The 19,341-nt window shown below is 33.2% G+C and carries 16 protein-coding genes; 3 read left to right on the forward strand and 13 right to left on the reverse strand.

All coding sequences use genetic code 11. From position 1 onward, the window contains the following. Positions 1-5 precede the first annotated feature (5 nt). Positions 6-1,088, forward strand: a complete 1,083-nt coding sequence (locus ABG79_RS02335) for a DUF58 domain-containing protein (RefSeq protein ID WP_057976735.1) — start codon at positions 6-8, stop codon at positions 1,086-1,088. After that, entirely contained in the window at positions 1,089-2,297 is a 1,209-nt protein-coding gene (locus ABG79_RS02340) for a hypothetical protein (RefSeq protein WP_057976737.1), read from the forward strand. It begins immediately after the preceding gene. A gap of 80 nt (positions 2,298-2,377) precedes the next feature. Here the strand turns inward: ABG79_RS02340 and ABG79_RS02345 are convergent, their stop codons facing one another. The 10 genes from ABG79_RS02345 to ABG79_RS02390 all read right to left on the reverse strand — a co-directional run bounded on the left by ABG79_RS02345 (position 2,378) and on the right by ABG79_RS02390 (position 14,733). Next, positions 2,378-3,397, reverse strand: a complete 1,020-nt coding sequence (locus ABG79_RS02345) for a LacI family DNA-binding transcriptional regulator (protein ID WP_057976738.1) — start codon at positions 3,395-3,397, stop codon at positions 2,378-2,380. Between the two features lie 63 nt (positions 3,398-3,460). Next, positions 3,461-4,408, reverse strand: coding sequence for a glycoside hydrolase family 43 protein (locus ABG79_RS02350; RefSeq protein WP_242859291.1), 948 nt, complete (start codon positions 4,406-4,408; stop codon positions 3,461-3,463). 45 nt (positions 4,409-4,453) lie between these two features. After that, positions 4,454-6,196, reverse strand: a complete 1,743-nt coding sequence (locus tag ABG79_RS02355) for a glycoside hydrolase family 2 protein (protein ID WP_057976742.1) — start codon at positions 6,194-6,196, stop codon at positions 4,454-4,456. A gap of 17 nt (positions 6,197-6,213) precedes the next feature. Next, on the reverse strand, positions 6,214-8,259 hold the full coding sequence (locus tag ABG79_RS02360) for a glycoside hydrolase family 43 protein (protein ID WP_057976743.1): 2,046 nt from the start codon (positions 8,257-8,259) through the stop codon (positions 6,214-6,216). 19 nt (positions 8,260-8,278) lie between these two features. Then, a complete protein-coding gene (locus ABG79_RS02365; RefSeq protein ID WP_057976745.1) occupies positions 8,279-9,166 on the reverse strand; it encodes a carbohydrate ABC transporter permease in 888 nt (295 codons plus the stop codon). 10 nt (positions 9,167-9,176) lie between these two features. After that, on the reverse strand, positions 9,177-10,058 hold the full coding sequence (locus ABG79_RS02370; RefSeq protein ID WP_057976747.1) for a carbohydrate ABC transporter permease: 882 nt from the start codon (positions 10,056-10,058) through the stop codon (positions 9,177-9,179). A 45-nt stretch (positions 10,059-10,103) separates the two neighbouring features. Further along, on the reverse strand, positions 10,104-11,387 hold the full coding sequence (locus tag ABG79_RS02375) for an ABC transporter substrate-binding protein (RefSeq protein ID WP_057976749.1): 1,284 nt from the start codon (positions 11,385-11,387) through the stop codon (positions 10,104-10,106). Positions 11,388-11,617: 230 nt separating this feature from the next. Continuing rightward, a complete protein-coding gene (locus ABG79_RS02380; protein WP_083490293.1) occupies positions 11,618-12,769 on the reverse strand; it encodes a galactokinase in 1,152 nt (383 codons plus the stop codon). Between the two features lie 19 nt (positions 12,770-12,788). Beyond that, entirely contained in the window at positions 12,789-13,775 is a 987-nt protein-coding gene (gene galT / locus ABG79_RS02385; RefSeq protein WP_057976750.1) for a galactose-1-phosphate uridylyltransferase, read from the reverse strand. An 88-nt stretch (positions 13,776-13,863) separates the two neighbouring features. Next, positions 13,864-14,733: a hypothetical protein gene (locus ABG79_RS02390; RefSeq protein WP_057976752.1), complete on the reverse strand. Its 870-nt coding sequence runs from the start codon at positions 14,731-14,733 to the stop codon at positions 13,864-13,866. Positions 14,734-14,808: 75 nt separating this feature from the next. Between ABG79_RS02390 and ABG79_RS02395 the strand changes: the two genes are divergently transcribed. After that, positions 14,809-15,765 (forward strand): cache domain-containing protein, encoded by a 957-nt coding sequence (locus ABG79_RS02395; protein ID WP_057976754.1) that lies wholly within the window; start codon positions 14,809-14,811, stop codon positions 15,763-15,765. 100 nt (positions 15,766-15,865) lie between these two features. Here ABG79_RS02395 and arcC read toward each other — a convergent pair whose 3' ends face one another. The 3 genes from arcC to arcA form a co-directional block, all read right to left on the reverse strand. Next, positions 15,866-16,816: a carbamate kinase gene (arcC, locus tag ABG79_RS02400; protein WP_057976756.1), complete on the reverse strand. Its 951-nt coding sequence runs from the start codon at positions 16,814-16,816 to the stop codon at positions 15,866-15,868. 87 nt (positions 16,817-16,903) lie between these two features. Further along, positions 16,904-17,893 carry an ornithine carbamoyltransferase gene (argF, locus tag ABG79_RS02405; RefSeq protein ID WP_057976758.1) on the reverse strand — a complete coding sequence of 330 codons (990 nt, stop codon included), beginning with the start codon at positions 17,891-17,893 and terminating at the stop codon, positions 16,904-16,906. A 20-nt stretch (positions 17,894-17,913) separates the two neighbouring features. Further along, positions 17,914-19,137, reverse strand: coding sequence for an arginine deiminase (gene arcA / locus ABG79_RS02410; RefSeq protein ID WP_057976760.1), 1,224 nt, complete (start codon positions 19,135-19,137; stop codon positions 17,914-17,916). Positions 19,138-19,341: the final 204 nt, after the last annotated feature.

Here is a 19,341-nt window from a genome sequence, read left to right on the forward strand (position 1 = left end):
CTATTATGTTTTTAGCATTGTTATTGATTGTTGTATTAGCCCTGTATATAAACAACCTATCCCAAAAATATTCATTTTATAATTTATTCTACAGCATTAAATTTTCTAAATCCGTGCTCGAATGCCATGAGGAATTTGAGATTTCATTTATTATTGAAAACAAAAAAATATTGCCCATAACATATTTGCAAATTAATCAAAATTATCCCAAAGAGTTTCAATTCATTAATATAGACAGCGATGTAAATGTTTTTAAGACTACACTATCGATTTTACCCTACCAGAGGATAAAACGTTCTTTTTTAGTAAAGTGCAGTAGTAGAGGAAGATATCTTTTATACAATGCAAATTTAATATGCGGAGATTTGTTAGGTTTAAAACAGTTTTCAAGGGATTTTGAATTTAGTAGGGAAATAATTGTTTTGCCAAAGCCATATGATTTAAAAAACAAATTAAAACCAATCGGTTCATTTCTGGGAGATTTATCTGTAAAACGTTGGATAATCGAGGACCCTATATTAACAGTCGGACTTCGTGAATATACAGGAAATGAGCCATTAAAATATATTCATTGGCCAACAAGCATGAAAAATCAGAGGTTGATGGTTAAAGAATTCGACTACACGACAGATAACAATATATTGCTTTATCTAAACATTGAAACAAGCAAACCCTTCTGGGAAAAAATCGATAGCCGACAAATAGAAAAAGTTATTTCAATAACTCGAGCAATTATTGATAAATTAGAGAGTGAAAAAATTCCTTATGGTATAAAATGCAATGCGCAAAACTACATGAATATAAATCTTTCAAACACTGGACTTGGGAAAAAACACTATATGAGCATACTTGAATCGCTTGGAAGAATCGATTACAGCATATTTACACCATTTGAAGAAATATTGAAAAATAATAGGTCAATGAATTATACAACTGCTGTTGTGATTACACCATCTATATTTAATGAATATGTCGCTGAAATAAATAGATTAAAAGATATATATCAAAAAGTTGTATTAATAACTTTAGAAAAAAACAATGTTGAATTAATGAAAAATATAGAAATCTATTTTGAAGGGAATGATTAAATGAGATATGTTTATTTGCTTAATAGATTATCCCTTCTATATATGACCTTTAATACAATTTCAATTATACTATCACGATCAATAGGACAAGTTCAATTTTTTTATTATATCATAGCTCTTTTTATTTCAGAGATTGCAATTAAAAAATATGGTAAAAATATTTTTTTCATTGCTTTACTATTTATCCCAGCAATATCGTCCAAGTCTTTTTTCGAGGCGTTAATATTCATAATTCTTTCATTTTTAATGACTAAAATTCAAAAAGAAGAAATGACAAGTTATAGCTTATTTACTGAAAAATTCGAAAATGGAATTAAGATGATTTCCGGAATCGTTGCTGTATTTTTAATAACATTTAGTTTTAACATTCTAAATAGCTTTATATCGGGATTTATTATTGTTTATTTAACAACCGGAACCATTTTATTAAGAACGTTAAGGTATGAAGAAACAGAAAAAAAAGCTAAGCGTCCATCAAGATATAATATGTTTTTTAACTTATCGATAATATTTTTATCTATAATACTGAGCATAGAAGGTTTTAGAAGATATTTATTAATCTCATTGACTTTTATTTATAATAAGTTTATAGATTTGTTTTTTTATTTGTTCTACTGGTTGTTTTTTGTTATAGCAATTTTACTCGAACAAGTAAGAAGACTACTTTATAGAGCCATTAGCAGCGAGAATATAAATATTATCACACAAAAAATGGGCTCTGAGGATGCAAAAAAAGTAGCACAGGATGTTATGCAAAATACCACGGTAAATTTTGCATTAGCCTTTACGGCAAAAATTTTAGTTTTTGCACTATTTATGTATATCATTTATAAGCTAATTCTTAAAGAAAATAAAGTTGATTTTTCAAACAGTCAGATTTATAGGGAAGAGAGAGAATTTTTGTTTGATTCAAATAAAAAGTATATAAATAAGTTATCATCTTTTCTAAAACCAAGAAATAATAACGAATTGATACGATATTATTACTCAAAATATATATCAAAACTTAAAAGAAGTATAGAAATTATGCCATATGACACATCATTATCGATTAAGTCTAAATCAGATAATTTTGTAGACAAAGAAAAAAATGCAATAATACGCGAAATTTATATCAAGGCAAGATATGGTTTTGAAAATATCAGCGACCTTGAAAAGAATCTATTTGTTAATTTGGTAAAGGAATTTAAGATAGTAAAAAGCAAGTAATGAATAGAAATTATATCAAGCGCAAAAGCGAGTCCCATGAGATATTTCACGGGACTCGCTAAAATCAAATCTACAGCATATTAATAATTTAATTTACTAGCGCTGCTTCGAATTATGAGCCTTGTATCTATTGTTTCAACATTGCAGCTTAAACTGCCATTTTGTATAAGGTTGATTAAATTTTCAGCTGCCTTTTCCCCAAGCAGTCTCATGTTTTGGTCAACTGTTGTTAGTTTTGGATTGACCATCTGGGATAATATTATATTATCAAAACCAACTACAGACACATCCTCTGGAACATTAATTCCAAGTTCACGACAACCGTTTAAAATACCTACTGCCATAAGGTCGTTGCAGGCAAAAAAAGCTGTTATTTCTTTCCCAATCTCATAGGCATTTGAAATCTCCATTAATAGCTTAGAAGTGTTTTCAACAACATCTATGTTGTTCCCATCTTGTGTAAAAAATACAAGAGGTTCCTTATCCTTTGAAAATTCCCTATATATTTCTTCCTTTAAATCATAGGAAAAACTGCTCTCTCCTCTTATAAATGCTATATTTTCATGACCAAGCTCAGATAAATATTTAAGCGCCTGCCTTGTTCCGTTTCCCTCATTGCTCAACACGAAATTAGTCCTAACTCCTACATGATATCCATTTATGCACATAATCGGTATTTTTCCTGATACTTCTTCAATGAATCCATTCTTCATGTTTTCTGTTTGAGGGTCAATAAGAATTATTCCGTCAACATATCTGTCTATAAACTTATTTATTCTTCTTTTTTCAGAATCAACTCGGCCTCTTGAGTCACTTATATACACATCATAATCATATTTTCTCATATAGCTTTCAATCCCCTGGACAACCTCAGTAAAGAACATATTAGTAAGGCCAGGTATAACAACACCAATGCTAAAAGTCTTTTTATTTATAAGGCTTCTTGCAAGAAGGTTTGGTTGAAAATTAAGCTTCTTTATTGCAGCTTCAACCCTTTCCCTTGTCTCCTTCTTAACAGGATAGTTCCCATTTATAACCCTTGATACAGTTGTTATTGATACTCCAGCTTCCTTTGCAACGTCCTCAATAGTATATTTCATAACAAGGCCTCCAAAAAGACAAAATCTATAATGTTATTATACACTTAATTTGTTTTTTCGTCATCAAATTTCTACACCAGAAGGATATGGTTGCAAAGTATTAGTAGGCCCATATACGATTATATTTCCAGAATCGTCAAATCCAATTCTATCAATACATACCTGCCTGTTTGAACTTGGATTATCAGGGTAAGTATGGGTATGATATACTATAAACATCTCTTTATTATCAGGAGAATTAGTTATGCTATGATGCCCCGGTCCTGAAATTTCATCTTTATTTGAAAATAATACAGGATTCTTTTCATACTTTTTAAAGGGACCAAGCGGACTTTTAGAGGTTGCATACCCCACAGAATAATCTCTGCTTGCATAAAAATTAGCCGAATACATTAAATAATATATCCCATTCCTCTTAAGCATAAAAGGTCCTTCATTCCATCTCCATTCTGGTCCAGATTTTAATTCCCAGTCCTGTTCAGGCTTTGTCAATAAAACTATATCTCCTTTAAAACTAACAAGGTCGTCGTTTAATTCTACCCCATATAAATGGCTCTCATGTCTTCCCTCTACTATGTTTTCAGAACAATCTCTTGAAAAATACATAAATTTTCTTCCATCATCATCAAAGAAGACATGTGCATCTATTGCTGCAAATCCAAAATCAAACATTGGCCCATTAAACATATCTTTAAATGGACCATAAGGCTTGTCTGAAATAGCAACACCTATTCTAAGGCTATCATTCTTTTTCCATCTTGCTGTATAAAACATATAATATTTATCGTTATAAAAAACTACCTCTGGCGCCCAGAAATCCTGGTATCCCCAAAAGTCTTCATCTGCTTTAAAACAATAACCGAATAACTCCCAGTTAACTAAGTCCTTTGAAATCCAAACTTTAAATCCATCGCTTGCAGATGTGGCATAACAATAATATTTTCCATCTATATCCTTTAATACAAACGGGTCTCCTATTTCCTTAATAGTCAGTGGGTTTTTATAATACATCATTTCAGCCTCCCTAAAAATTAGCATAGTAAAACAGACATTAAATTAATCTAATATTTCTCTTATTTTATCAACATCGAACTTAAGATTATGGTTCCAGTCCAAGAGTCCGTTCATCTCTTGCTCTACATCTGTAAGCTGTGTATAGCAGAATCCGCATATATATTTTGTATTCATTATAGCTCTGGTTATTTTCTTAAATCTTTCTAAAAACTCTTCTTCGTTTTTAACTTTATTTCCATATCCCCATCCATGAACGTTCGAAAATGCTATTCCACCATATTCACTTATGATAATAGGTTGTCCGTTATATTCATAGCCTTCTGCGTAATTGTATTTTGGATTTATTATAGATGGTGCTCCATTGCTTATCTTTTCTTTATCTTCATAAATTTTATAAAACAAATCACCATCTTCAATATAATCATGTATAGTCAATATATCACTAATTGTGTGTTCCCATCCATCATTAGAAATCAGGAGTCTCGAACTATCCATTGATTTAACTAAATAATATAGTGCATTAGCTAAACTTTGCTGCTTTATATTGTTATATATCTCATTTACTCCCCATGATTCATTTAACAATGTCCATGTTATAATGCATGGATGATTATACTGTTGTTTAATTGCCTGCTTCCATTCATAAATAATATTTTCAATTGCATTATCATTAAATTCATACGTCGATGGCATTTCTGCCCATACTAAAAGACCCATTCTATCGCAGTGATATAAAAAAACGGGGTCTTCTATTTTTTGATGTTTTCTAATACCATTAAATCCCATTGATTTAATCTTTTTAATATCTTCAATAAACATATCCTGACTTTGTGCAGTTAATAACCCATCTGAATAATACCCCTGGTCTAAAATCAATTTTTGATAATATTCACGATTGTTTAGCAATATCCTATCTTCTCTAATGCTAATTTTTCTCATTCCAAAATAAGATTCTACCTCATCTCTTACTTCCCCATTATATAAAACTCTAAATTTGATATCATAAAGTTTTGGTTCTTCGGGCGACCAATAGTATACTTTAAATTGAATTTCATCAGAGGCAATATCTATGGAAAATCTTTCTCTTTCATGCTTAATATCTGTCCAAATTTTTTTAACCAAATTCCCTTCAAAGCTTACTTCAACCTCTAATAAACCGCCATCGCTTATCTTGTTAAAATATGCCTCAACATCTATTAATCTATTATCTATGTCAGGTGTTATCTTTACTCGTTCTAAATGAAATTCATCTAAAAATTCTAACCAAACAGTTTGCCAAATTCCAGTTGTTCTTGTATACCAGCATGCAAAATTGTCCTTTTTCCAGGTTTGTTTACCTCTCGGTTGAGAACAGTCAAAACTCTTATCCTCAACTCTTAAGAATATATCATTATCACCTTCAACTAAATAATCAGTAATATCAAACCTAAATGCTACATGCCCGCCCCTATGGCTTCCGGCAAAATTACCATTTACATAAAGTTTAGTAAAATAGTCAACCGCTCCGAAATTTATATATACTCTTTTATCTAAATTATTTTTATCAAATTTTAAATTTTTGTGATACCAAACAACATCATGAATTGACTTGTCACCAATTCCCGATAGTTTACTCTGATAACAAAATGGAACATTTATTTTTTTGCTAAATTTTTTTCCCAGATACCATTTTTCTCTTTCGCCTAAATCCAAATCATCAAATTCAAAATCCCATTCACCATTAAGATTTGTCCAATTAGCTCTTTTAAAATTTGGTCTTGGGTATTCATTTCTAAATATATTCATACAAAATCCTCCCGTCGTTAATAATTAAGTCCAAACAAATAAACATTGTCTATTAATATTTTACTGTCCTGATTTATAAAACCTACACATGATTCTTGTAAGTCAGCCCTATCAATCGCAATTTCATTGCCATTTATATAGTAAATAAAGATATCATTATACTTTACAACTCTAAAGCTATTATATTCCGTCGGGTTGAAGTCACCATATGACAAATTATTGATTTGGTATTTTTTCACTTCTTTTTTCCCATTCAAAAGCTTTTCGATTTTTAATTTTTTACCCTCAATTGAAACTTTTACGTTGTTTTCTTCATCTTCATATGATGAGTAAAAAGAATGCCCTCCTAAATTCTCAAACTTAAAATCAAAACCAAATTCATAATTTTTAATTTTATCTCCAAAAATTGCTTTATAATCTTTATTTAATATTAATTCACCGTTTTGCCTTTGCATCCCATTGAAAATTCCTGTATCTGCTTCAAAATTATCCTCAAATGAAGATGTAAAAGCAATTCCATCAAATGCTGTTTCAATATCTTTACTGCATAATCCAAATGAACCGTTATCTAACTGACATTCATCTTCAAAATACTTTATATTGTCAACATAAATTTCAATTCGCTTTCCATTTTTCTTTAAAATATATTGGTGATAAGCTTTTAAATTAAAATATTTGCTGATTTTTGACTTAATAATTTTTCTGTTGCCACCTTCAATAATTTCTAAAACAAAATTATTTTCAGAAGGTTTTAAATAAAATTTAATATAGTTGTTTGCATCTATATAAGAAGCAACAAATCCTGCGGTAGAATTTTCTTTAAATTCATTTACTTTCATATTTACTTCATAAATATAGTTGTTTCCATAGCTTTTTTTATTTAATATAAAACCCTCTTCAGACTTTGAAACGAGTTCATCGTTTTTTACTCTGAATTCTCCTTTAACTATTCTCCAATTTTCATTTGCATAACTTTCATCACCGTCAAACCAATCTTGAAAGTCAGGCTTTTCGGGATAAGGCATTTCAGTAGAGGTAGGAGCAAACGTAAACAATTTATCATAATTAAAGAACAGTCTATCTATTGCAATTTGCCTTTGAGGGCCTATTTCTTCGTATCTTTTAGTGTGATAAATAATATAATAAGCTAAATTATTAGGTGCTAACACTAAATCATGATGACCTGGAGATATTACTTTATCAGTTGTTTTTATAATTGGATTTTTGTCATACTTTTTCCAGGTAACGTTATCAGCCATTCCTAAATCGCTCATAGGCCTATCTGCAGTAGCATACCCTACAGCATATGTTTTATCTGCATAATCTCCTCCAGAAAACATCAAATAGTATTTACCGTTTCTTTTTAAAACGACCGGTCCCTCATTAATAACTCCTTCCCACGGCTCGGATATTGAAATAACCCTTGTTTCTTCGGTGTCAAAACTAAACATATCCTTCATATGTCTTACAGCAATACCGTTAAATCCAGCACCTACCTGATTATAATAAAAATATTTTTCTCCATCTTCATCCTTAAAAACAAATCCATCTATTGAATTAACATCCGTAATTATGGGGTTCTTTTCATAATCCTTAAATGGACCTAATGGATTATCGCTAATTGCAACTCCAATATTCCTGCTTTCTGCACCCTTTGAGGGGTCTCCAGCTGAATAATACATATAAAATTTACCATTATCATAGTAAATGGCTGGGGCCCAGAACCAATCGAGATTCCAAACGCCCTCAAATATCCCATTGGCAGGAGGCCCTAAATATGCTACCCCTTTGTATTCCCAATTTACTAAATCCCTTGATTTAAATACATTAAATCCTGGAATATCAGATGTCCCATAAAGATAGTATTCTCCGTTATATTTAATTACTGTTGGGTCTGCTATATTGATAACGCTGGCTCCATCTGGGACATAAACTGGATTCTTATATTTATTAACATCCATAGAAATTGTATCAGAATTCGTGCTTTGCTGTTTCGACCAATTGTAGTAACTAAAAACTGTTACGATAATCGCTACAAAAAACAAAATCAATGATTTTTTCAAACTAATCACTCCTGTAGGATTATTCCTTCAAACCACTCAATGCAATTCCCTTGACAAAATATTTTTGACCTGCCAAGAATAAAATAATAGGTGGAACAGCAGACATAAGAGCACCTGCCATTAAAATACCATAATTATGGATGTATGCTCCTTGAAAGATTGCAAGACCTGCTGGCAACGTTCTATTTGCCGCATTATTTGTAACAAGTATCGGCCAAAGAAAATCGTTCCAATTGCCCATAAATGTAAAAATAGCAAGCGTCATTAATGCTGGTTTTGCTAAAGGCAGTATTATTCTAAAATAAATTGTAAAATATCCAGCACCATCTATTTTGGCAGCTTCATCTAAATCCCTAGGTATACCTTCAAAAAATTGCCTTAATAAAAAGACTCCAAACACTCCACCTAAACCTGGAAATATCATAGCAGCCGGAGTATCAATCCACCCAAACTTATCAACTATGACATATACAGGAATAAAATTAATTATCGTCGGAATCATCATTGTAGCCATCATAATCCAGTATATTGTTTCCTTATACTTAAATTTCAACCTGGCATAAGCAAACGCTGCAAGAGAATCAAATAAAAGAATTAATATCGTATGAGAGGTTGCAATAAAAAGGCTGTTAAAAAACCATCTAATTATAGGTGCATTTTCTCTATCGCTGAATATATGCCTAAAATTGTCTAGGGTTACTCTCTTAGGAATCCATCTTACCACACTATCAATAACGTCACTTTCTGGCTTAAATGCAGTAGATACTATCCACAATAATGGAACGAGCCAAATAATGGCTAAAATCACTGCTACTGAAAATATCAAAATCTGTTTAATCTGTTTTTTATTTTTATAGCTTTTAAAAATACTGTATTTTACTTCCTTATTCTTTACCAATTCCTGCATAAAATCACCCCTATTCCTTTGGTGTCAACAACTTAAATTGAATAATACTAAAGGTAATCATAACGAGTCCCATCATTATGGCCATAGCCGATGCCGAGCCCATTCTATATTGTCCAAAAGCAACGTCCCTAATATACATCAAAAGAACCTTAGTCGCATTTCCTGGGCCACCCCTTGTTACCATATATGGTTGTCCAAAAATATTAAATTGAGCTAGTGTTGTCATAATAATTATAAAAAGAAGAGGCCTTCTAAGTCCTGGTAATGTCACATATTTAAATTTCTGCCAGGCACTTGCGCCATCAATATCTGCTGCTTCATAAAGAACTTGAGGTATATCCTGTAATCCAGCTAAAAACAAAATCATATTTCCACCAATAGTCCACCATACAGTCATTAATACAAGGGATATCCATGCCCATGGAAGCTCCGCAAGCCACGGTATTCTATCAAAACCTAACTTTTCTAAATAATAATTTACTAACCCAGCATTTGTATCGAGCATCCACAGCCATATTAAACCCACGCATGAGACTGAAAGAACATTTGATGTATAAAAAACTCCTCTGAAAAAATTTCTTAGTTTTAAGTTTGGTGAGTTTACTAAAAGTGCCAAGGCTAGCGCTATAATAATCAAGAATGGAACACTAAATATCACAAATTTAAATGTATTTCCAAACGAATTCCAAAATTCAAGATAATCAATTGTATCCTTTGAAAATAAATCCATATAATTTTTTAAGCCTACAAACTTTGGTGGCGTTAGATAATCCCATCTGTTTAAACTTATCCAAACTCCTAAAACTGTTGGAATTATCATAAAAATTAAAAAGAAAACAAACTGTGGCAGTATAAATAGATATGGTTGAATTTTGTCAAGTTTTTTGTCCATATAAACACCTCTCTTTACAAAAAGGAGGCAAAAAGCCTCCTTCTATTACTGTTTATTAGCCTGAACCTGCTTTCTTCCCTTATCAGCAGCCTTTTCAAGCGCTGATGCTGGTGTATCCTTGCCTAACATAACATTAGTTACTGCCTCACCACTTGGACCCCATGCATCTGGGAAATATGGCGAAGACACAGGGAATACAAGATAATCTGCCTGTTCAGCAAATCCCATTTGATGCTTTAATGCCTTGAATTCTTCGCTTTCTCTTACAGAATTTCTTGCAGGAACTTGGCCTGCCTTAGCCCATTCCATACTATGTTTTGTAATATAGTCTGCAAATACCATAGCAGCTTCAACTTTTACAGGGTCTTCATTTTTCTGCTTAAAGATTACAAATTGATGTGAACCAGCCCATGCAGCCTTTTGTTTACCCCATTGAGGAACTGGTGCTGTTGCAAAATTCAAACCTTGCTGTTCTTCAAATCCAGCAATCATCCAAATTCCGTTTAAATGGAATCCAAGTTTACCCTGCTTAAATAAAGTTACTTCACCATCTTGAGTTATATTTTTAGGTGATATTTGATACTTAAATATTGTATCTGCTAAAAATTGAAGTGCGTCAACAGCCTCCTGTGATGTATATAAAGGTTCTGTTCCATCATCGCTTGTTGCTTTACCACCAAACTGATGAAGAACTGTCCAATAAATTTGATGGCTTGGCCAAAGAGTTGGCATTGCAAATCCCCATTGGTCAATTTTTCCATCTCCATCTGTATCTTTTGTCATAGCCTTAGCCATTTCCAAGAATTCTTCCATATTTGTTGGAGGATGGTCATATCCTGCTTGTTTTAAAAGGTCAACATTATAGTATAAACCGAGTGGATGAACATCTAGCGGAATTCCGTATCTTTTACCCTCATAAATTCCAGCCTTCCAAACTGCAGAAATAAAATCTGATTCTTGCAATCCCAATTTAGCAGCAAGCTCATCAAGTGGAATTATAACGCCCTTCATTGCATATTTTGGCAATGTATCAACATGCATTATACCGACATCAGGAGCATTTCCACTTGCAACTGCAGTTATAATCTTGTCATAATATTGTCCCCACTGCATAACTTGAGTTTTAACATTGATTTTTCCTTCATATTCTTTGTTGAATTGGTCTATAATCTTTTGCATTCCTTTTCCATCTGGACCAGTAAACCCATTCCAGAATTCAAGTTGAACATTTTTAAATTCAGTAGGCTTATTACTTGTTGACTTAGAACAACCTGCAAATAATCCAGCAATCAAAATTAAAGTCATTAACATTGCTAATAACTTTTTCATAAGGACCCCCCTAAATTTTATTTATTTTAGAATAATATTAACCCAATCTCAATTCATCCCCCCTTGTGTAGATTATATAAAGATTATAGAAAACCTTTTCTATAACTATTCTATTACAATTATATGCAAATTTCAAGAAAATTTTTCTAATAATATATTATTTTAATTAATAAATTAAAATATAAAATTTACTAATTATCCTTTTAATAGTTTACAATATATTTCCACCTCTACCCTATTTTTTTAACTCCGTCCTCTACGCTGCACATATAGAAGTTTGGAGTTATATTCGTTCTATACAAGTAATTTTTGCCTACAAAATCTGTAAACTCTTTTATTTTATTTTTTTCAACCAGTGCAATGGCACAACCTCCGAATCCTGCTCCCGTCATCCTTGCACCTATGCAGCCGTCAAATTTTAGAGCCTCCTCAACTATCGCGTCAAGGTGCAGCCCTGTTACCTCATAATCATCCCTTAATGAATCGTGGGACTGTTTTAAAAGATTTCCAAATTCCTCTACATTTCCTGTTTTTAAAACTTCAACAGCTTTTTTAACTCTTTCGTTTTCAGTAATAACATGTCTTGCCCTTTTCCTTAATACCTCATCGTTCAAATACTTTAAATCATCAATGTCCGCTTCACAAATATTCCTGATTGATTTATGCTGTCCTATAATTTCCAAACTTTTATCGCATTCACTTCTTCTTTCGTTATATTTAGAATCTGCAAGCTCCCTTCTCTTGTTTGTGTTCATAATAACAAGGCTGTAATCATTTAACTCGAGCGGCGCATATTCATACTCAAGCGTATTGCAATCCAATAAAACTGCACTATTCTTTTTGCCCATCGCAACTGAGAATTGGTCCATTATACCACAGTTTACGCCGACAAACTCATTCTCAACCCTTTGGCAGAGCTTCGCAAGCTCAACTCTATCTATTTTCTCTCCAAGGCTCGGATAAAGCATTAAATAGCCGGTTAAAACCTCAAGCGCAGCAGAGCTTGAAAGCCCTGCTCCATCAGGCAGCGTAGTTACAAAATATACATCAGCACCTTTAAGATTATATCCTCCGTCTAATAGATACTTTACAACTCCCTTAGGATAATTACCCCATCCATCGCTATCGTCATATTTAATATTATCAAGTTTAAAGCTAACTATATTGTTCATGTTCTTTGACCTTAAGTTTACAATATCATCGTCTCTGTATCTTACCGCTGCATAAATACCTATTGATAAGGCGCATGGAAAAACAAGTCCTCCATTGTAGTCTATATGCTCTCCGATTAAATTAACTCTTCCCGGAGAGAAAAAATAATTTAAATCATTAGAATAACCAAATGCATTATTAAATTCTTCCTTCAATAAGTTAATATCCAAAATGCTCACCCCTCTGTGCTTATCTCCCTATCTTTGCCTTAAACTTTTCAAGTGCCTCTCTTAACCTTTCAGCAGCATCCTCAACCGCCATAGTATTCGCCGCAGCCCATGCTCCCATCTCAGACGATGCATAGAATTTAATCTTATCCTTGTCCCTTAGCGGAGGATAAAATTCTATATGAAAATGATAGTATTTGTCTGAATCCTTATATTCTTCCGAATTGACCGGAGTTTGATGAATGCACATCATATATGGGAATAACCTGTCAAATAAATTATCAAATGCCCCCGTAACGTTTCTTAATATTTCCGCAAGGTCCCATTTTTCCTTATCTGTAAACTCAGTAAAATTCCCCTTGTGATTCTTGCTGACTATAAATACACCATAAGGATAATCAGTAAAGAAAGGTATATATGCTAAAAAGCTATCGTTCTCTGTTACTATTCTTTTATTAAAACTTATTTCCTCATGATTCATCTGGCAAATCATGCACTTTCCACTATCCTGATAATATTCTTTGCAACTATCTAGCTCAACCTTAAGCTTTAGTGGAACATAGGAATACCCATAAATCTGTCCGTGAGGATGAGGCATTGTAACCCCTACCTCTTCTCCTCTATTTTCAAACTCAAAAATATATTTTATCCTCTCGTCCTTTGAAAGCTCCCTAAATCTTTCAGTCCAAAGATTTACAAGCTTATAAATATGCTCAACTGAAAGTTCAGGAAGAGTTTTAGTATGCTCTGGAGAATATAAAATAACCTCACACTTTCCGTAATTTTCCGCAACTTTATAAAGCTCTGTTCCTTCTAAGTCTGGAACATCAGGATTTTGCTTTAGAGCTGGAAAATCGTTATCGTATTTATAAACATCATAATCATCCGGCACCCTGCCTGAACCAGGACAAAATGGGCACCAATCCTTTGGCATATTTGGTCTTGCCTGTCTATTTGAAGCTACCATAGTCCACGTCTTTAGTAGCGGATTCCACCTTAACTCTGACATATTATTCCCCCTTATAGAAAACCTTTTCTATTATCATTATAATAAATAAGTTGACAAATTGTCAACTTAAGTTATGGTGCCTGGCACTTTAGATTAAGTTTCTCATCATATAATCGTTATCAATTAATTCCCATTCCTCGATATGTTCGATGCATTCATCAGGCTTTATCTCTGTTAAGGGTGAAAGAGTCTCCATCTCAAGCATAAAATAGTTTGTATAAGTCTCATATGAAACACCATAATCGGGATAATTTGCCCCTTCAATATGTTTATATCTTTTAATGAATGTAACTCCTTTGTTGACATACGCAGCCCATCCTTCATTATTGCTAATCCCAATTTTAAATGGTTGGCTCTCATTTTCATCCTGTTTTATAACAATATATTTTTCACCCCAGTTAACTCTCTTGTCATTTAATCTAGTATAGGGCCAAATAGCTAAATTCATGTTCGGCAAAAGGTCTGTCTGCTGAGTGTTAACAGGAATTATCTCAACTCCACCCTTGTCCATAACAGTAAGCGCCCAAACAGAAAGTTTAATATCCCAGGCATTTTTGTTTGTTATTCTATGCAATACTCTAACTTTATTATCCTCTGGATTTAGAACAATTTCAATTTCCTTTATCACCTGTCTCCACTTTTCAACATTTCCCGTAACCTTTATCCCATTTTCAATAATCTCGTAACTAACAGGAGAATTGTCAGGGTAATAAGTTCTTGGATTTGCCTCAGGAGCATGCCATAGCCTGTGGCCTCCGTAAATATACCAGTAGTCATCGCCAGACTTAACTTTATAGTCAGTGTTTTCACAGAGCATATTCTCCCTTCCTTCAAATCCAAACCTTATAATTCTCGGTCCAACATCGATGGTTACAAGCAAATCAACAACGCCATTTGAAATTTTTACACAACGCCCGAAATTTTTGTAATTCACTTCGCTAATATTAATATTTTTCATAGCGCACCCCCAAATAGTCCCATTTTATGTCAATAATCGTATCTAATAAATATTATATACTAGAGGTGTTGAAATATGAAGAAAAAAATTAAAAAACAAAGTTTAATCCGCTATGTAATACTGCTGCTTATTTCACTTATACCAACTGTAATAACAAGTTTCACTTTCTATAAAATAAATTTCAACTCGGATTCAGAAAGCATTGCAAAGACATTAGAAATGATTGGACGAAGGCAGGTATCTACAATAATTGAATGGAAGGAAGAATTTTTTTATGATTTAAACACGCTTGCCCACGTTGATTGTTTTATTAATCTTGAAAAAGACGATATATCTAAGGTGCTTGAATATGTCAAATTCAACAAACCAGTTTTTCGAGAAATCTACGTTATCGATAAAAATGGAAACTTTATATATGGATATATAAATAATAAAAAAGAATTCATTAATTCATTTGTAGTTAGAAACGCCCTCGGGGGAGTGGAAAAAATATCAGATGTTTTTAAATCAGACGGCAAACTATATTTTGACGTTGGAACACCAATATTTAAAGAAGAAGAAATTGTTGGAGCAATATGTGCAAGAATAGACCTAATGTATCTCAGTATCTTGATGAAAGCAATCGAAAAGGATGATGGGATAGAATCGTTTATAGTAAGTAAAGATGGTATTTTTTTAACCGAATCACGATACTACCCTGACGCGATTGGAAATCTTAAAATCGATATCCAAAAGATTAAAACGAGCATTGATTTTTCCAAAACAATTCCCTACAAGGACTACAGGGGCAAGGATGTATATGGATGCTACTTCGATATAAATGACACAGGTTGGATTTTATTAGTTCAAAAGGATGCAGATGAAGTAAAAAACAGCAACAAAAATATATTAGATATTGGAAAATACACAGCAATTTTTCAAATAATAGGACTTGCAGCACTTAAAAAGCTAAAGGATGAAAATTTGATTGATAATTCAATATTAGATGTAATAGAAAAACAGTATAAGGATGAAAAAAAAGCAGACAAATAAAATCTTAAGTGCCAGGCACTTAAGATTAAGTTTTTTGTATGAAAAAGAGTTCTTGAATTGTCAAACAATTCAAGAACTCAAGAAATCAAGTGAATGTCACCTATTTAGTGATAACAGTTCCAGTTAAACCTTTAAGAGCTTCTCTTGCCTTTTCAAGTGAAGTTATAACTGCCTTTCTTCCTTCCTTAGATTCAGCAAACATTAAAGCTGCCTTAACCTTTGGAAGCATTGAGCCCGGCGCAAAGTGACCTTCTTCAATATATTTTCTAGCCTCTTTTGAATTCATCGTATCAAGTTCCTTCTGGTCTGGCTTATTGAAGTTTATAGCAACTTTTTCTACTGCAGTTAATATTATAAGCTCATCTGCGTCAAGTATCTCAGCAATCTTTTCTGAAGCAAGGTCCTTATCTATAACTGCTGCAACGCCTTCTAATGAACCGTCTTCCTTTTGAACAACAGGAACGCCGCCACCTCCAACTGTTATAACAACGTGGCCAGCTTCAACTAAAGTCTTAACAACTTCCTTTTCAACAACATCTATAGGCATAGGTGATGCAACAACTCTTCTCCATCCTCTTCCTGCATCCTCCTTCATAACATATCCCTTTTCAGCCATAAGCTTTTTAGCTTGTTCTTCTGTGAAGAATGAGCCTACTGGTTTTGTTGGATTCTTAAATCCAGGGTCGTTCTTATCAACAACAACTTGAGTTACAACAGCTGCTATACTCTTATTTAAACCTCTTCTAACCATTTCTTCCCTAACTGCCTGTTGTAGGTGATAGCCAATATATCCTTGGCTCATCGCACCGCATTCTGGGAATGGCATAACCGGGTTGTTTTCGTTAACAGTAGCTGCTGCTTCATATGTAGCAACTATTTGGCCAACCTGTGGTCCGTTACCATGCGCTATAACTACTTCATGACCATCTTCTATAAGGTCAACTATAGCCTTTGCTGTATGATGAGCTGTTAAAAGCTGCGCTTCAGCTGATATATCCTTTGGATTTGCTTGAAGAGCATTTCCCCCCAAAGCAACTACAATTCTTGCCATAAATTTGCCTCCCTTGTTAATTCATTATTTTTTAAAAGGCTGCCTCTAAAAATTTATTATTTGAGACAGCCTTCTATGTAATTCAAATTATAATGTTGCTACCATAACTGCCTTTATTGTATGCATTCTGTTTTCTGCTTCATCAAATACTACTGAATGTCTGCTTCTGAATACTTCGTCAGTAACTTCTCTGATATCAAGACCCATTTTTTCCTTAGCATCCTTTGCCATCTTAGTTTCAAAGTCATGGAATGATGGTAAGCAGTGCATGAATATAACATCTGGATTACCTGTTGCCTTTAACATATCCATAGTTACCCTGAAAGGAGTTAAAAGTTCAACTCTCTTTGGAAGTTCTGCCTCTTCTCCCATTGATGCCCAAACGTCAGTATAGATTACATCTGCTCCCTTTAAGCTCTCTATGTTATCTGAAACTTCAATAACTGCACCTGTTTGTTTTGCAACTTCATTAACTTCTGCTAAAATCTTTGAATCTGGCCATAATTCCTTTGGACCATATGCTACAAAGTGCATTCCCATCTTAGCGCATCCATACATCCAAGCATATGACATATTGTTTCTTGTATCTCCTACAAATACTACTTTTACCTTGTTAAGAGGCTTTGCAACATGTTCTTCTATTGTCATAAGGTCTGCAAGTATTTGAGTTGGATGGTCAACGTCAGTTAAACCGTTCCATACAGGAACTCCTGAGTATTTTGCCAAATCTTCAACTACCTTTTGTTCGTATCCTCTGTATTCGATACCATCATAATATCTTCCAAGAACCTTTGCAGTGTCTTCTAACGATTCCTTTTTACCCATTTGTGAGCTGTTTGAATCAAGGAATGTTACGTGTGCTCCTTCATCAAGTGCTGCAACTTCAAATGCACATCTTGTTCTTGTTGAAGTCTTTTCGAATAATAATACTATGTTCTTTCCTGCAAGTAGATTATTTCTTATTCCTGCTCTCTTCTTTGACTTTAGATCGTGTGATAAATCAAGCATGTATCTGATTTCCTCTGGTGTGAAATCCATTAGTGTCAAAAAGCTTCTTCCCTTTAAATTAACTGGCATAATTTATTCCTCCCTTAAAATTAAATTTTTTCTCTGTAAAGCGGCATACTCATGCATCTTGGACCGCCACGTCCTCTTGATAATTCTGAGCTTGGTATTGAAATAACTTTAATACCCTTCTTATCTAGTATTTCATTTGTAACATAATTTCTTTCATATGTTACTACTACTCCAGGTGCAATTGCAAGAGTATTTGAACCGTCATTCCACTGTTCCCTTCCTGCAATTATAAAATCACCGCCTCCGCATTGTATGAGTTCAACAGATGATAAATTTAGAGCATCAGCCAAAATTCTATCTACAGGGCTTGTATTGTGTTTAAACTTAAGAGTATTATTTGCACCCTTTGTTATTTCATACACGCTAAGAGGTCCTTGAATACCAGGGTGTATTGTAAATTTGTCATAGTCAACCATAGTAAATACAGTGTCAAGATGCATAAATGCTCTGCATTTTGGTATCTCAAAAACCAAAACCTTTTCAAAACTTGTATTTGAATTAAATAAATTTTTTGCAACAATTTCAATTGCCTCTGCTGATGTTCTTTCACTGCAGCCAATTGCTACAACCTTGTCGGATAAAACAAGTTCATCCCCGCCCTCAAGGGCAAAAGGCATTGACCTTTCATACCACAGAGGAGTTTCAGGATTATTAAATAGCTTATTATATTTAATTACATACTTCAAGAAAAGAGTTTCCCTTTTTCTTGCATCCATCCTCATTTTGTTCAATGTTATACCATTACCAATTGATGCCCCTGGGTCTCTTGTAAAGTAAAGATTAGGCATCGGGTCAAGATAAAATGGATAGTCATCAAACATCAATTCAACCAATGAAGTAGGCTCTTTAATCTCAACTTCCTTCTTTCTAACACCCGCCATTATCTTATCAACCATTCCTCTTGTATCAAACCCGAGAAGGTATCCCTTTAAAGCCTCCTTCAAAGAATGCGAGGTTATTTCACTTTCATTTAAAAACTCATCTAAAAACTCATTTTTTATTTTTTCATCCTTCAAAACTTCTGTTACAAGTTCTTCAAGATAATAGACCTCTGCTCCATTTTCCCTTAAAACCTGGGCAAATTTATCATGTTCCTGCTGAGCAATCTTAAGAAAAGGAATATCGTCAAAAAGGAGTCTCCCAAGATACTCTGGAACCAAATTTTCAACTTCGTATCCAGGTCTGTGGAGCATAACTCTTTTTAACTTTCCAATTTCGGAAGTTACATTAACAAACTGGTTCATCCCAACTCCTCCTAGTCGTTAAACTACATATACATTATACATCGAATGTATAATAAATCAAACTGTTAGAAAATTTAAAATTTTGTCAAAAGCGGTCGTTTTATGATTTTAGTTCAAGCTTTATCCCTTAAAGTCTCTTATTCTTTAGTATGCTTTAAAAATCGTTAAAAATTTATAAATATTCAAACAATTTTGCAAAAGCAC

The organism is Caloramator mitchellensis (genome assembly GCF_001440545.1).
GTDB lineage: Bacteria > Bacillota > Clostridia > Clostridiales > Caloramatoraceae > Caloramator > Caloramator mitchellensis.